The sequence below is a fragment of the Nioella sp. MMSF_3534 genome (assembly GCF_030732985.1).
Taxonomy (GTDB): domain Bacteria; phylum Pseudomonadota; class Alphaproteobacteria; order Rhodobacterales; family Rhodobacteraceae; genus Nioella.
Genome location: NZ_JASHJX010000020.1, coordinates 56,136 through 69,955, shown reverse-complemented (window position 1 = coordinate 69,955; position 13,820 = coordinate 56,136). Strand labels below are relative to the sequence as shown.

At 60.5% G+C, this 13,820-nt stretch carries 13 protein-coding genes; 7 read left to right on the top strand and 6 right to left on the bottom strand.

The features are described from left to right. Nucleotides 1-179 precede the first annotated feature (179 nt). Nucleotides 180-674, top strand: coding sequence for a hypothetical protein (locus RBB16_RS10400; RefSeq protein WP_306046100.1), 495 nt, complete (start codon nucleotides 180-182; stop codon nucleotides 672-674). 381 nt (nucleotides 675-1,055) lie between these two features. After that, entirely contained in the window at nucleotides 1,056-1,484 is a 429-nt protein-coding gene (locus RBB16_RS10395; protein WP_306046099.1) for a hypothetical protein, read from the top strand. Nucleotides 1,485-1,507: 23 nt separating this feature from the next. On the opposite strand, the gene pncB is transcribed toward RBB16_RS10395, so the two are convergent. Next, complete coding sequence (gene pncB / locus RBB16_RS10390; RefSeq protein ID WP_306046098.1) at nucleotides 1,508-2,800, bottom strand: nicotinate phosphoribosyltransferase; 1,293 nt, start codon at nucleotides 2,798-2,800, stop codon at nucleotides 1,508-1,510. A 99-nt stretch (nucleotides 2,801-2,899) separates the two neighbouring features. On the opposite strand from pncB, the gene RBB16_RS10385 reads away from it, so the two are divergent. The 5 genes from RBB16_RS10385 to RBB16_RS10365 all read left to right on the top strand — a co-directional run bounded on the left by RBB16_RS10385 (nucleotide 2,900) and on the right by RBB16_RS10365 (nucleotide 7,804). Then, on the top strand, nucleotides 2,900-4,009 hold the full coding sequence (locus RBB16_RS10385) for a class I SAM-dependent RNA methyltransferase (RefSeq protein ID WP_306046096.1): 1,110 nt from the start codon (nucleotides 2,900-2,902) through the stop codon (nucleotides 4,007-4,009). A 27-nt stretch (nucleotides 4,010-4,036) separates the two neighbouring features. Then, nucleotides 4,037-4,126, top strand: coding sequence for a DUF2256 domain-containing protein (locus RBB16_RS10380; protein ID WP_306046095.1), 90 nt, complete (start codon nucleotides 4,037-4,039; stop codon nucleotides 4,124-4,126). 175 nt (nucleotides 4,127-4,301) lie between these two features. Then, the gene (locus RBB16_RS10375; protein ID WP_306046094.1) at nucleotides 4,302-5,096 is read left to right on the top strand and encodes a class I SAM-dependent methyltransferase; all 795 of its coding nucleotides are present in this window, start codon (nucleotides 4,302-4,304) and stop codon (nucleotides 5,094-5,096) included. A 327-nt stretch (nucleotides 5,097-5,423) separates the two neighbouring features. Then, nucleotides 5,424-6,851 carry an amidohydrolase gene (locus RBB16_RS10370; protein ID WP_306046093.1) on the top strand — a complete coding sequence of 476 codons (1,428 nt, stop codon included), beginning with the start codon at nucleotides 5,424-5,426 and terminating at the stop codon, nucleotides 6,849-6,851. After that, entirely contained in the window at nucleotides 6,848-7,804 is a 957-nt protein-coding gene (locus RBB16_RS10365) for a succinylglutamate desuccinylase/aspartoacylase family protein (RefSeq protein WP_306046092.1), read from the top strand. Before RBB16_RS10370 ends, RBB16_RS10365 begins: the two co-directional genes overlap by 4 nt. A gap of 21 nt (nucleotides 7,805-7,825) precedes the next feature. Here the strand turns inward: RBB16_RS10365 and RBB16_RS10360 are convergent, their stop codons facing one another. The 5 genes from RBB16_RS10360 to RBB16_RS10335 form a co-directional block, all read right to left on the bottom strand. Continuing rightward, nucleotides 7,826-8,821 carry an ABC transporter ATP-binding protein gene (locus RBB16_RS10360; RefSeq protein ID WP_306046091.1) on the bottom strand — a complete coding sequence of 332 codons (996 nt, stop codon included), beginning with the start codon at nucleotides 8,819-8,821 and terminating at the stop codon, nucleotides 7,826-7,828. Next, nucleotides 8,818-9,804, bottom strand: a complete 987-nt coding sequence (locus RBB16_RS10355) for an ABC transporter ATP-binding protein (RefSeq protein WP_306046090.1) — start codon at nucleotides 9,802-9,804, stop codon at nucleotides 8,818-8,820. The genes RBB16_RS10360 and RBB16_RS10355 overlap by 4 nt, the downstream gene beginning before the upstream one ends. Then, the gene (locus tag RBB16_RS20675; protein ID WP_371931237.1) at nucleotides 9,801-11,096 is read right to left on the bottom strand and encodes an ABC transporter permease; all 1,296 of its coding nucleotides are present in this window, start codon (nucleotides 11,094-11,096) and stop codon (nucleotides 9,801-9,803) included. Before RBB16_RS20675 ends, RBB16_RS10355 begins: the two co-directional genes overlap by 4 nt. After that, nucleotides 11,093-12,070 carry an ABC transporter permease gene (locus tag RBB16_RS10340; RefSeq protein WP_306046089.1) on the bottom strand — a complete coding sequence of 326 codons (978 nt, stop codon included), beginning with the start codon at nucleotides 12,068-12,070 and terminating at the stop codon, nucleotides 11,093-11,095. The genes RBB16_RS20675 and RBB16_RS10340 overlap by 4 nt, the downstream gene beginning before the upstream one ends. A gap of 109 nt (nucleotides 12,071-12,179) precedes the next feature. Beyond that, nucleotides 12,180-13,751, bottom strand: coding sequence for an ABC transporter substrate-binding protein (locus RBB16_RS10335; RefSeq protein WP_306046088.1), 1,572 nt, complete (start codon nucleotides 13,749-13,751; stop codon nucleotides 12,180-12,182). Nucleotides 13,752-13,820 lie beyond the last annotated feature (69 nt).

Here is a 13,820-nt window from a genome sequence, read left to right as displayed (position 1 = left end):
TGCGGGGGGAGACGGGGGAGTAGGGGGTGTGATGAGTGCTTGACTCCCTGTAAGACAATGCAAGCTTATAGGGTAACCTCGATTTCAAGCACCAGCTTGGTACCGTCAGGTTGAAGCGATGTCTTTCTACGCTTCGAAGTTTCAGTATTTAGGATTGCCTTAAGAGGCGGTTGATATATATGGCAACACTGGTAGAGTTATGTGAGTCTGGAGAGCTGGTTCAGTTGGAGGTGCCACTAGCGGCGCATGAGCTACCCATGAGGCGGCTCTTCGCAATCCCTAGCTTCGTTCGGTGGCTGGAGGAGTCATTGGGTGATATTGAACATGATGACCTGTACTCGGATCAAACACCCCTTGAACAGGTGGACTCACTTTTTTTCGAGTACATTTCCGGTGCAGTATTCAGCACAGATAGAAGATTCAAAAAACTGTCTAGCACTCCAGACCACGGAATCTGGGAGTTGAAGTCAGATGATGTGAGGATATTTGGGTGGATACCGGAAAAGGATGCGTATGTTTGCTGCTTCGGAGATTCGGCAGATAGGGTGAAGCTGCTTAATACTTATGGACGATACATCGCTCAATCGGCGTTCGTCCGGGATAATATAAACTTAGATGAACCAAAGTGTGTGATGAGCTCGGAGTATGATGATGTCATATCGACTGAAGATTGACCCAAAAAGCGCAAAGGTTTCCCGCTTTCTTTCGAAAGTAAATAGCCTTATTCAATCTGAGTTTATTAAATCTGGGATGACTCAGAAAGAGCTTGCGGAGCGGATTGGAGCTGATCGATCTATTGTCAATAGAAGACTGAAGAGCAAATCTAACCTAACATCCAGGTCAATTGCGGAGTTTGCATTTGCCTTTGGTAAAGACATAGAAATAAAGTTTGTTGATCCGCCTGTACGCAAGGGGTCTAATTATGAGAGAACGCCTGAAGGGAAGTATGTGGTTGGATCCCATGATCAAGCTAATGATTCCAATGATATTCTACATGAGTCGGCAGTCTCGCATTCGACGAGCGCGACGTTTCTTGTGAATAAGGTATCTGCCTGATGATGCCTTATGGCTTTACTGTTTTCTGCGATGACATTAGACAAGAGGTCAATGGAAAGACAACTCTTGTAGGTTGCTATTCTGGAGATATGAACTTTAGCAAGCCGGCACCGGCGAGGGTTGCTAATCTTTGTGCATATATAAACATCAGAATTCCAAATGGAACTCGATTTGAGGCCATCCATGTCTGGGCGAATCATCAGCAGGGCGAGGATGTTAAGACCATTTTTTCTGCCGAGATTGAGGTCGAGTCGCTTGAAGGGGTGGCAGATATGCCTGATGGAGCGGAATATGTTTCCATAATAATTCCATGCCAGTGGACACCATTTGAGGCTCGGGAATCGGGTCGTTTAAGTATCAGGGCGCGGTTTGATGACGGAGATGAACTCAAACTGGATACTTTAAACATTAGGTTTCCGGTTGAGTAGCAGAAGGCTGGAAACTTCCCCCCCTAAACCACAACCTCCACCCGTTCCTGTTCCCCAACCCCGAACACCCGTTTATACCGGGCGATCTCGTCTGCTGGCCCCATGGCCTTCTCGGGGTTGTCCGAGAGCTTCACCGTGGGCCGCCCGTTGGCCGCCACAGCCTTGCACACCAGCGAAAACGGCGCCAGCGCGTCGTCGGGGACCAGCCCGCGGAAATCATTGGTCAGCAGCGTGCCCCAGCCAAATGACACCCGCACGCGACCGGCAAACTGCGCCTGAAGCTCCTCTATCTTTTCCACGTCCAGCCCGTCGGAGAAGATGACGAGTTTCTGGCGCGGGTCCTCGCCGCGCGACTTCCACCAGTCGATGGCGATCTCGGCCCCCGTCGCGGGGTCGCCTGAATCGATGCGGATGCCGGTCCAGCCCGCCAGCCAGTCGGGGGCGTTTTTCAGGAAGCCCTCGGTCCCGTAGGTGTCGGGCAGGATGATGCGCAGGTTGCCCGAATGCTCCTCATGCCAGTCGGCGAGCACGTCATAGGGGGCGCGGGCGAGGTCTTCGTCGGACTCGGTCAGCGCGGCGTAGACCATGGGCAGTTCGTGGGCGTTCGTCCCGATGGCCTCGATATCGCGCTTCATGGCGATGAGGCAGTTGGAGGTGCCGACGAATTTCTCGCCCAGCCCCTCCATCATCGCCTGCACGCACCAGTCCTGCCACAGGTAGGAATGGCGGCGGCGAGTGCCGAAATCGGCGATGCGCAGGTCGGGGAGGTGGCGGAGGCGTTCGACCTTCTGCCACAGATGCGTCATGGCGCGGGCGTAGAGCACTTGCAGCTCGAACTTGCCCATATGTTGCAGGACGGCGCGGCCGCGCAGTTCCATCAGAACGGCAAGCGCGGGGATTTCCCACAGCATGACCTCGGGCCAGTTGCCCTCGAAGGTCAGCTCGTACTGGCCGTCGCGCTTTTCAAGGTGATAGGCGGGCAGGCGCAGTTTCTCGAACCAGTCCATGAATTCGGGCGTGAACATCTGGCGCTTGCCGTAGAACATGTTGCCGCGCATCCAGGTGCTTTCGCCGCGGGAGAGGGAGAGGGAGCGGATGTGGTCCAGCTGTTCGCGCAGCTCGCCCTCGTCGATGAGGTCGGCCAGCGGGATGCGGGTGGTGCGGTTGATGAGGCTGAAGGTCACCTGCGTGTCGGGCTTGTTGCGGAACACAGACTGGCACATCAGCAGTTTGTAGAAATCGGTGTCGATGAGGGAGCGGACGATCGGGTCGATCTTCCACTTGTGATTGTAGACGCGGGTGGCGATGTCGACCATTTCTCAAACTCCTGTGCGCAGAAGCCGTTAGAGCAAAGCAGGCGGGGGGAGGGCAAGGTTTCTCTGTGACAGGGCCGGGAAAGAGGATAGGGGACGGGTATGACCGACACGTTCGATATCTTTCTGGTGGCCCCGCCGGGGCTTGAGGGCACTCTGGCAGAGGAGGCGCGCGAGGCGGGGTTCTCTGGCATCCAAGCGGTGCCGGGCGGGGTGGAGATCACGGGCGACTGGCCCGAGGTCTGGCGCGCGAACCTGTGTTTGCGGGGACCGGCGCGGGTGCTGGTGCGGGTGGCGGAGTTTCGGGCGATGCATCTGGCGCAGCTGGACAAGCGGGCGCGCAAGGTGGATTGGGCGGCGGTGCTGCGGGCGGATCGGCCCGTGAAGGTGGAGGCCACCTGCCGCAAGTCGAAGATCTACCACGCCAAGGCCGCCGTTCAGCGGGTGTCGCGTGCCATCAATGAAACGCTCGGCTGTCCGATCAGCAATGAGGCCGAAATCGTCGTGAAGGTCCGCATTGACGATGACCTCTGCACCATCAGCCTCGATACGACGGGCGAGGCGCTGCACAAGCGTGGCCACAAGCCCGCTGTGGGCAAGGCCCCGATGCGGGAGAATTTGGCGGCGCTCTTCCTGCGGCAATGCGGATTTGACGGGACGGAACCGGTCGTCGATCCGATGTGCGGATCAGGAACTTTCCCGATTGAGGCCGCCGAGATCGCAGGCGGGCTTTTTCCGGGCCGGTCGCGGGGCTTTGCCTTCGAGGAGCTGGCGGGGTTCGATCCGGGGGCCTTCGGCGCGATGAAGGCCGGGGGCAAGGTGGTCACGCCGGAGGCCCGGTTCTACGGCTATGACCGCGATGCAGGCGCGGTGAAGAATGCCGCCGAGAATGCGGACCGGGCAGGCGTCGGCGCGTTCTGCCAGTTCGCCCGGCAGGCGGTCAGCGATCTGGAACCGCCGGAGGGGCCGCCGGGGCTGGTCATCGTCAACCCGCCCTATGGGGAGAGGATTGGCAACCGGAAGCTGCTGTTTTCCGTCTACGGCGCGCTTGGCAAGACCTTGCTGGACCGCTTCGGCGGCTGGCGTGTGGGGCTGGTGACCAGCGATGGCGGGCTGGCAAAGGCAACCGGGCTGCCGTGGCTGCCGACAGAACCCCCCGTGGCCCATGGCGGGCTGAAGGTGACGCTGTGGCGGACGGGGCCTCTGGCCTGATCACCTGCCCGCCCTGCCCTCGCGGCCATGGCCCAAGAGAAACCCCATCTGCCGACCAGGATCTGCGCCACCTGCGGGTGCCCGTTTGACTGGCGGATGAATTGGGTGAAGGTCTGAGACGGGGGGATCTGTTACCCGGATGGTGCCGGAAGGCGCGCGCCGGTGTCGGATCTTGCCCCGCTGGTGACGAGCGCTGAATCGCGCCGCCTTCGGTTGCAGGTTTTCTGGCATAGCTGGTGTGACATCCTTGGTGACAAGATCATGTTTGGAATGGATCTGCAGGAGACCGGATGTGCCGATTGTCAAAGCGAAGAACCCGGTTGACGCCTATCGCGCATGGGCGTCGGCGTCCGATGTCAGTGAGCTGAGCGGCCGCGCTCATCGGAGCTACCTGACGGAGTTCGTTTCCGAACGTATCCTCGCGGCGGTGAAGCTGCGCGAAGAGGCTTCGCTTCTGGATGTCGGGTGCGGTGACGGGACATTGCTGATCATGGCGCGCCGATCCGGTGCACGTGGTCGTCTGGCCGGTGTGTTGCCCTCGTCTGAAGAGGTCGACCGGGTGCGGCACCGTCTGGACAGCGAACATCCGGGCAGTTCGATCGCAGTAACGCAAGGTTTTGCCGACGCGCTTCCCGTCCCGGATGGCTCGGTCGACTGCCTTGTCTGCAACGGGGTTCTGCATATCGTGGGGTCGGACGAGGAAAGCGTAGGCAGGGCCATCGCGGAGATCGCCCGCGTGACTGTCGCGGGCGGGACGATCTATATCGGTGAGGTGCCGGACCGAGACGAATTCGCCGGAGAGGATTATGGTTCCTCCCTGCCAGATTACCTGCGCGGTGTGTATCGCCACCAGGGCTTTGGACATCTGTTGAAAGCCCTGCGCAAACTGATGGCGTCCGTCCTTGGGTCGAGACCGTTCGTTTACGGATTGTATTCGTGCTATTTCAGCCCCCCGGAGACATTCACCAAGCTTCTGGAACGGCACGGCATTCAGGTTGAATGCCACGCAAGGCATCAAGTCCTGAAACGAAAGGGCCGCGTCGTCGATAGCCCCAGCCGGTGGAACTACCTGTGTCGGAAGGCCTGAACACTGGCCAATTGGCCGTCGCTTGGCGCGCCGGGGCCGGGTGGGCGCGCGAGTCCGCGGATTGACGCAGCGGTCTGCCGAATTGCCCAGCTTGCAGGCGAAGGACCAAAGCCGCGACCGAATACAGGAGGAGAGGACTGAGCTGACGGAACCGCTTTGGAGGATCAAGTTGACCGCGCAGGATCGCTTGAGCCCAGCGCCCGCGTTCCTGAACTCTCTGGTGTGGCATTCCCTGTGAAGCGAAGAGTTCGAGACGCACTGGATACTTGCCAACTGCCATCGACCATGGGAGCCTCATTCATCGGATCGGTCGGTGGGAGAGCAGCGATGCAGAATTCAAACGTCATCTGGGAAAAGGTGGATCAGCACAAGGAAGACCTGATTACACTGTCGGATCGTGTCTTTGACATGCCGGAAACCCTATACAACGAGTACCGGTCCGTTGCTGAACACAAGGCGATGCTTGCACAGAAGGGTTTTCGCATAACCGAACACGCTGCCGGCATTCCAACGGCTGTTGTAGGCGAAGCCGGTGAAGAAGGACCGGTCATTGCGATACTCGGCGAGTTCGATGCGCTGCCTTATCTCAGCCAGGAGCCCGGTGTTGCAGAACCACGCCCTCAGGAAGCCGGCGGAAACGGCCATGGCTGTGGACATAACCTGTTGGGCGCTGCCGCCCTGCTTGCCGCGACGGCCGTCAAGGACTGGATAGAGGATAACGGGCTGAGGGCACGGGTCCGCTATTATGGATGCCCGGCGGAAGAAGGCGGTGCGGCCAAGGCCTTCATGGTGCGTGACGGGCTGTTCGACGATGTCGATGCGGCGATATCCTGGCACCCGGCCACGTTTACCGCCGTGAACAGGGCAAACTCGCTGGCCAACACCCGGATCGACTTCACCTTCCACGGCAAGGCAGCACATGCCGCAGGCGCACCCGAACTGGGCCGCAGCGCGCTGGACGCCGTGGAACTGATGAATGTCGGCATCAATTACATGCGCGAACACATGCCGGATGATGCGCGCGTTCACTATGCCTATCTCGACGCAGGCGGGGTTGCGCCCAATGTGGTGCAGCACCGGGCAACCGTTCGGCAACTGGTCCGCGCCTCGGACCTGCCCGGACTTCGGTCGCTGATCGAGCGGGTCAAGAAGATCGCCGAAGGCGCCGCCCTGATGACCGAGACTCGCGTCGAATCCCGCGTCTTCACCGGGGTATCGAACCTGATCGGCAACCGGCCTCTGGAGGAGGCCATGCAGGTGGAGATGGAGCGTCTCGGCCCTGTCGCCTTTGACGAGGCTGACGTGGCTTTCGCCCGAGAGATACAACAGACGCTGACGGCGGACGATATCGCGGTGTCCTTCCGGCGCGTCGGGATGCCGGCACCGGACGAAAGCCTAGCCCTGTGCGATTTCGTGGCGCCGCTGGATCTGAAGGGTGAGGGCGGAGAGGGATCAACGGATGTCGGGGATGTCAGCTGGACCGTACCCACTGTTCAGGCCCGCGTGGCAACCTGCGCGGTCGGCACGCCGTTTCACACCTGGCAAACGGTTGCGCAGGGCAAGGCTCCGGCTGCGCATAAGGGTATGGTCTATGCCGCCAAGGTCATGGCGGCGACGGCCAAACGGGTGATCGAGGATCCTGCCCTGCTTGCAAGGGCAAAGGAGCTGCACGCAGCCCATCTGAAGAAGACGCCCTATGTTTGCCCGCTTCCCGAAGGGGTTGAACCGCCGATCGTGCCAAGGCCCGCCTCATGAGCGCGACCGACCCCAACAAGTACCCGATCGAGCTGCCCTTCCCCGATATCTCGCCCTACCGGGCTGGCAACACAGGCGTGGACTATTACACCAGCTTTGACAGCGGCGTGGCGGGGCCGCACGTCCTGATCAATGCCCTTGTGCACGGCAACGAGGTCTGCGGGGTCATCGCGCTGGACCATCTGTTCCGGTCTGGCGTCCGGCCAATGAAGGGTACGCTGACGCTCGGATTTTCCAATGTCGCGGCCTATGAGGCCTTTGACAGGGACGATCCGATGGCAAGCCGGTTTCTGGACGAGGACATGAACAGGGTCTGGGATACGGAAACGCTGGAGGGGGATCGCAGGTCGTGCGAACTGGATCGCGCCCGACAGATCCGCCCCCTGATCGACACGGTGGATATCCTGTTCGACGTGCATTCGATGCAGCACAAGACGGCCCCGGTGATCGTGGCCGGGCCGCTAGACAAAAGCACCGCCATGTCAAGGCAGCTCGGGACACCAGAGATTATCGTGGCCGATACCGGCCATGCAGCGGGGCGACGGCTGCGCGACTATGGGGGCTTTGGTGACCCCGGCAGCCCCAAAACCGCAGTGCTGATCGAGTGCGGCCAACACTGGGAAGCGGCGGCGGGGCCGGTCGCGGTCGACAGCGTCTATCGCTGGCTGCTGCTGCACGGGATGATTGCGCCCGAGACAGCAGAACCCAATCTCTTGCCCCTGCCGGCCGCACAACGCGTGGTGAAGGTCGAGATGCCGGTCACGGTCGAGACAGACTGCTTCGAGTTCGCACAGCCTTTCACGGGTCTGGAGACGCTCTCCAAAGGGGATCTGATCGGCATGGATGGAGACAAGGAAATCCGCGCGCCGCATGATGGCTGCGTGCTGATCATGCCAAGCCGCCGCCTGACCCCCGGCGCAACTGCGGTTCGACTGGGGCAGTGGGTGGACTAGAATTGTGCCCCGGCTCTGGCCTTATCCGTCGTTCAGGTGGCAGGCGCTGGTGCGGCCGGGCGAGATTTCCTTCAGCGCGGGCACCTCGATCCGGCAGCGTTCGGTGGCATGCGGACAGCGCGGATGGAAATGGCATCCTTTCGGCGGGTCCAGAGGGGACGGGATCTCCCCCTTGATGGGCGCGTAGATCCGCCGGTCCGTTTCGAGGCGTGGCGCCTCTGCCAACAGGGCCTGCGTGTAGGGATGGTTCGGTGCCGCGAACAGCTCTTCCGTCGGTGCCGTTTCGACGACCCGTCCCAGATACATGATCACCACGCGGTCGCTGAGATGCTCGACCACGCCCAGATCGTGGCTGATGAACAGATATGTCAGCCCCAGATCCTCGCGCAGGTCCATGAACAGGTTCAGAACCTGTGCCTGAATCGACACGTCAAGCGCGGCGACGGCTTCGTCGCAGACGATGAAATCCGGCTGCACGGCCAGGGCGCGCGCGATGCCGATACGCTGGCGCTGACCGCCGGAAAACTGATGCGGGTAGCGATGACGATAGGACGGATCGAGCCCCACCCGCTGCATGGTCATCGCCACGTAATCCTCGACCTCGCCGCGTTTGATCAGGCCATGGAAAAGGGGGGCCTCGCTAATGATGTCGGACACTTTCAGGCGCGGATTGAGGCTGCTCATGGGGTCCTGAAAGATCATCTGGACCTTCAACCGGCTTTCCAGCAAGTCCTTGCCACGCAGGGTTCGCACATCCTGTCCGAGATACCGGATGACACCGTCAGAGGGTTGATGGACTCCAGCCACGCAGCGGCCAAGCGTGCTTTTCCCGCAGCCGCTTTCCCCGACCAGACCCACCACTTCCCCCGGCATGATCGACAGGTTCACGCTGTCCACCGCGTGCACCGTGTGTTCCTCGACCTTGGCCCCGAGGCGGCGGGCGAATTTCTCGGCAATGTCGAGCTTCTTCACAAACCGCTTGGACACGGCTTCCAGTTCAATGATCGGAGTGGTCATGCCGCCGTCCCCCGGTCCTGTCCGACGCCAAGGGGATGATGACACCGGACCAGGTGATCGCCCTCGGGCGTGGTGGCGTCGGGTGCCGCTGCACAGGCCTCGCTGGCGCGGTCGCATCTGGGCCGGAACGCGCACCCGGCCGGAAGGTTCATCGGCAAGGGCGCCATCCCCCGGATCTGGGTCAGCCGCGTACCACGCGCATTCCGGGACGGGGCAGAGCCGATCAGGCCGGAAGTGTAGGGATGGAAAGGCCTGTTCACGACCTCTTCGGTGGTGCCCATCTCCACGATCCGCCCCGCATACATCACCGCCACCCGGTTCGCGAGGCCAGCCACCACCGCAAGGTCATGGGTGACCCAGATCATCGCCGTGTTATGTTCGGCCACGAGTTTCTGAACTTCGTAGAGGATCTGCGCCTGAATGGTGACATCAAGCGCCGTCGTAGGCTCGTCCGCGATGATCAGGTCCGGCTGATGCAGAAGGGCAATCGCGATGGCCACACGCTGACGCATGCCGCCGGAAAACTGGTGCGGATAGCTTTTCAGACGCTCATCCGGGCTGGGAATGCCAACCTGCCCCAAGACGTCCCGGCACCTTTGCCGCGCATCCTCATCCGTCCATTTTCCGTGCGCCCGCAGTGCTTCGATCATCTGGGTATCGACCCTGAGGACGGGATTGAGCGTCATCATCGGGTCCTGAAAGATCATTGCGATCCGGCGTCCGCGCAGGTCGCGCATCTTCGGTTCCGGCAATGCCACCAGATCCTGACCATCGAAGCGAATGGACCCTTCCACGATCCGGCCGGGCTGATCGACCAGCCCCATGATCGAAAAGCCCGTCACGGATTTTCCCGAACCGCTCTCTCCCACGATGCCGAGGATCTCGCCCCGGTCGAGATCGAACGAGACACCGTCAACGGACTTCACCACGCCCGCCTTGGTGAAGAAATGGGTTCTCAGGTTGTCGATGCTCAGCAGGCTCATCGGTTCAGCCTCGGGTTCAGGATATCACGCAAACGGTCCCCCACAAGGTTGATGGCGATGATCGTGATCAGCAGCGCGATGCCGGGATAGACGCTGATCCAATAGCGACCGGACAGCATGTATTCAAAACCGTTCGAGATCAGCAGGCCAAGGCTTGGTTCTGTCACCGGCAGGCCGATCCCAAGGAATGACAAGGTCGCCTCCAGCGCAATCGCATTTGCCACCTGCACGGTCGCAACGACGATGATTGGTGGCAGGCAGTTCGGCAGAAGATGCCGGAAGATGACGCGGGTGCGGGACAGGGCAAGGCACTGAGCGGCCTCCACGTATTCCTTGCTGCGCTCAACAAGGGCCACGGATCTGGCAGTTCGCGCAAAGTAGGCCCACTGCACGATTACAAGTGCCAGCATGACCTTCTCGACCCCTGATCCGAGGATTGCGAGCAGCATCAGGGCCACGAGAATCGTCGGGAAACTGAGCTGAAGATCGACGATGCGCATGATCACGGTTTCAATCCTGCCGCCGAAAAAGGCGGCAATCATGCCGAGGCTCAGGCCGATGACCATGGCGAAGAAGCAGGAGACGACACCGACAGCAAGGCTGGTCCGCAGGCCATACATGATCGCCGACAGCATGTCGCGCCCCTGACCATCCGTCCCCAGCCAATAGGTCATGATCGTCTCGCCTTCGGTCCCATGGACGGCCAGCTCCAGCTCGAAGGGCTGATCCAGGGCACGGTCGGAGGAGATCGTGAATTCCTCAAGATCCGCAGGCTCGACAGTCCAGAACGACCGGAAACTATGCTTCTCCCCGACATTCAGATCGGCGCCACGCGGCAATTCATCGAGCCGCAGGGGCTCTAGCGGAACACTGTCCAGTGCCGGGTCGAAGACAAGGCGAACCACCACGGCATTTTCGTCGCCAACCGGCGTCCAGGACAGCACCGCGCCATCAAAGGGGGCCTCATCCGGGAAGGTGATCTCGGTTCGACCTTCGGCCGTCGGGTCAATGGCGAGGATAAGATCGGTTTCCCACGGATCGGTCATCCGAAGGGAACCGGGTGGCTGACGGCTGTCCTCCAGTCGGATTTCGGACAGATCGTAGGGGTTCTGAGGCGCGATGACCGTCGCAAGGATCGCTATTGAGACGATACACAGCAAGATCACCAGCCCGAGCACAGCAAGCGGGCTTTCAACGAAGTCCCGCGCAATACGCACCGCAAGGGGCACCGGCTTGACCGGTTTCTGGTCGGGGGCCGACGCGGTGCCGGGGTCGATCTCGATGCTGCTCATGCCTTTTGGTCCGAAAGCCGGACGCGCGGGTCCAGAATTGCGTAGAGGATATCCACGATGAGGTTGATGGTGATGAAAAGGCACACAATCACGATTAGATAGGCGACGATTACCGGCCGGTCGAGCTGGAAGATGCTATCGATGATGAGCTTGCCCATACCAGGCCAGGCGAACACTGTCTCGGTCACGACGGCGAAGGCGATGACCGAGCCGAATTCCAGGCCGATGATGGTGACAAGCGGAATCATGATGTTCTTGAGGACATGCAGGCCAATGACGCGGCGGGGCCGCAGCCCCTTCGCTCGGGCGAATTTCACATAGTCCAGATTGATCGTCTCACGCACCGAGGCGCGGGTCAGGCGGATGACGAGGCTTGTCTTGAACAGGGCCAGATTGATCGCCGGCAGGATCAGATGGCTTATCCCATCCCAGGAAAAGAAACTGCTTTCTATCCCGAGGAATTCGCCGCGCTCCCCCCGGCCACCGGCGGGCAGCCATTGAAGGATCACGGCAAACAGCATGATAAGCATCAAGCCTTGCCAGAAATTGGGCAGCGAGAACCCGAAGATCGAACCGGTCATGATTGTCCGGCCAGCGATGCTTTCGGGTTTCAGGCCTGCATAGAGACCCAGTGGAACCCCTATGAAAATCGCAAGGATCATCGCGCAGATGGCAAGTTCCATCGTCGCCGGAAAGCGTTGCAGCACCAGTTGCAGGGCCGGTTCGCCAAAAACGAAACTGGTGCCCAGATCGCCCCTGACAAGATTGCCCAGAAAGGCGAGATATTGTTCGGGCAGACTTCTGTCGAGTCCGAGCCGGGCGATGGCGGCTGCCCGCTCTGCCTCGGTGGCGTCCTGGCTGATCAGGATTTCAACCGGATTGCCGATTGCATAGACCCCCGCGAACACGAGAACCGTCATGACAAGGATGACGAGGATGCTCTGCATCAATCGGCGGATTATGAAAACCGTCATGGTCGCAGATCTGTCCCTAACGTGGTCCCCATCAAGAACCGAGGACACTCAACAGCCGTTTGGCAAGGGACGGGCGGAGGGCCGAAACCCTCCGCCCGCATCAGGTCACTTATTCGATCACCACATTGGTCGGACGCGTGTATTCGTCCGTCCGCGGGATGTACCGAAGTCCGGCACGCGTGGCCCAGGTGTTCACCTGGAAATGCGTCGGGATCAGCCCGATTTCACGCATGGCGATTTCCGTCGCCCGCGCCAGCAATTCCTGGCGAAGATCGTCGTCGACGGTGTTCAGCGCCAGTTGCAGGGTTGCGTCGAACGCGGCGCTCGAATAGCGGCCACGGTTCGTCCGGCCAAGGCCCGTATCGTCGTCGCGCGTGTGCAACAGCGCGCGCAGCGGCGAAGAGGCTTCACCGGTGCCCGATCCCCAGCCAACCAGCATCAAGGAGAACTCGGATCCGTTCTCGTCCCCTGTCGCGCGGCCGAAATAGACCGACCGCGGCATGGTTTCGACTTCGGTCTGAATGCCGACACGGGTCAGCATCTGCGCGATTGCCTGGGCGATCTGCTCGTCATTGATGTAGCGGTCGTTCGGGCCGTGGATCGTCAGGCGGAAGCCGTCCGGATACCCCGCCTCGGCCAGCAGTTCGCGCGCGCCTTCCGGGTCGTATTCCGGCACCTCGATATTGTCGGAGACACCGAAGAACCCTTCCGGCAGCACCTGGCCGGCGGGGATTGCGATACCTTCCATCACCTCTTCCACGATGGTTTCGCGGTCGATTGCCATAGAAATGGCGCGCCGCACCCGCACGTCCTGGAACGGATTGAAGATCTGGTTGCCGTCGTTGTCCGTTACGAAAGGTGAATAGACCCGACGGCTATCGATATGCAGGTAGATCACCCGGTTCGACACGCCCTGGCTGAGAACGATGTCCTCGTTGCCTTCAAGCGTTTCGATGTCGGATGTCGGCACACCCGAGATCACATCGACATCGCCCGCCAGAAGCGCCGCGACGCGCGCCGCGTCAGAGCTGATGGGACGATAGGTGACGGTATCGAACTGCGGAGCACCACCCCAATAGTCGGGGTTGGCTTCCAGCACGATGCTTTCACCTGGAGTGTAGCTGACGAAGCGGTACGGGCCGGTTCCGATGCTGGCGGGGCCGGCGTTGAACTCTTCCGTTGTTGCCTCGGGATTTTCCGAACTGATGATCTGAATGGTGGACAGGTCGATCGGAAGCAGCGGGTAAGGACCATTGGTGCGGAACTGAATGGTATGATCGTCAACAACGATGATCTCGGCGATGCCCGCAGTGTAGGTCGCGAAAGACGACGGGCTGTTGGGCACGTTCGGCACACGCTCGTAGCTGAAGACCACGTCTTCGGCGGTGAAGGCAGAGCCGTCATGGAAGGTCACGCCTTCACGAAGCTGAAACTCCCAGACATCATCGGCAATCGGTCCCCACTCGACGGCAAGGCCCGGCCCAAGCTGCTGGTTGCTGTCCTGATGCAGAAGGCGATCGTAGATCAGCCCCACGATCTGGTTGTTGTTGCCGGTGTTATGGTAGTGCGGGTCCATGGCCGTGACCTCGGACGCCACCGCAATCGTAATATCTTCGGCATGGGCGACTGTGCCCAAAACCATCCCCGCCGCAAGCGTTGCGGCAGACAATGACTTCCACATTGCATTAACTCCCTGTTTTCAACGGTTCGATGCCTTTTTCGAGGGGTGCTCTTGGGGGCACCTTTTTTC

Bases quoted from the DNA above. Each gene is read 5' to 3' on its own strand.
- RBB16_RS10400 (WP_306046100.1), top strand. From the start codon at position 180: ATGGCAACACTGGTAGAGTTATGTGAGTCTGGAGAGCTGGTTCAGTTG.
- RBB16_RS10395 (WP_306046099.1), top strand. From the start codon at position 1,056: ATGATGCCTTATGGCTTTACTGTTTTCTGCGATGACATTAGACAAGAG.
- pncB (WP_306046098.1), bottom strand. From the start codon at position 2,800: ATGGTCGACATCGCCACCCGCGTCTACAATCACAAGTGGAAGATCGAC.
- RBB16_RS10385 (WP_306046096.1), top strand. From the start codon at position 2,900: ATGACCGACACGTTCGATATCTTTCTGGTGGCCCCGCCGGGGCTTGAG.
- RBB16_RS10380 (WP_306046095.1), top strand. From the start codon at position 4,037: ATGGCCCAAGAGAAACCCCATCTGCCGACCAGGATCTGCGCCACCTGC.
- RBB16_RS10370 (WP_306046093.1), top strand. From the start codon at position 5,424: ATGCAGAATTCAAACGTCATCTGGGAAAAGGTGGATCAGCACAAGGAA.
- RBB16_RS10365 (WP_306046092.1), top strand. From the start codon at position 6,848: ATGAGCGCGACCGACCCCAACAAGTACCCGATCGAGCTGCCCTTCCCC.
- RBB16_RS10360 (WP_306046091.1), bottom strand. From the start codon at position 8,821: ATGACCACTCCGATCATTGAACTGGAAGCCGTGTCCAAGCGGTTTGTG.
- RBB16_RS10355 (WP_306046090.1), bottom strand. From the start codon at position 9,804: ATGAGCCTGCTGAGCATCGACAACCTGAGAACCCATTTCTTCACCAAG.
- RBB16_RS20675 (WP_371931237.1), bottom strand. From the start codon at position 11,096: ATGAGCAGCATCGAGATCGACCCCGGCACCGCGTCGGCCCCCGACCAG.
- RBB16_RS10340 (WP_306046089.1), bottom strand. From the start codon at position 12,070: ATGACGGTTTTCATAATCCGCCGATTGATGCAGAGCATCCTCGTCATC.
- RBB16_RS10335 (WP_306046088.1), bottom strand. From the start codon at position 13,751: ATGTGGAAGTCATTGTCTGCCGCAACGCTTGCGGCGGGGATGGTTTTG.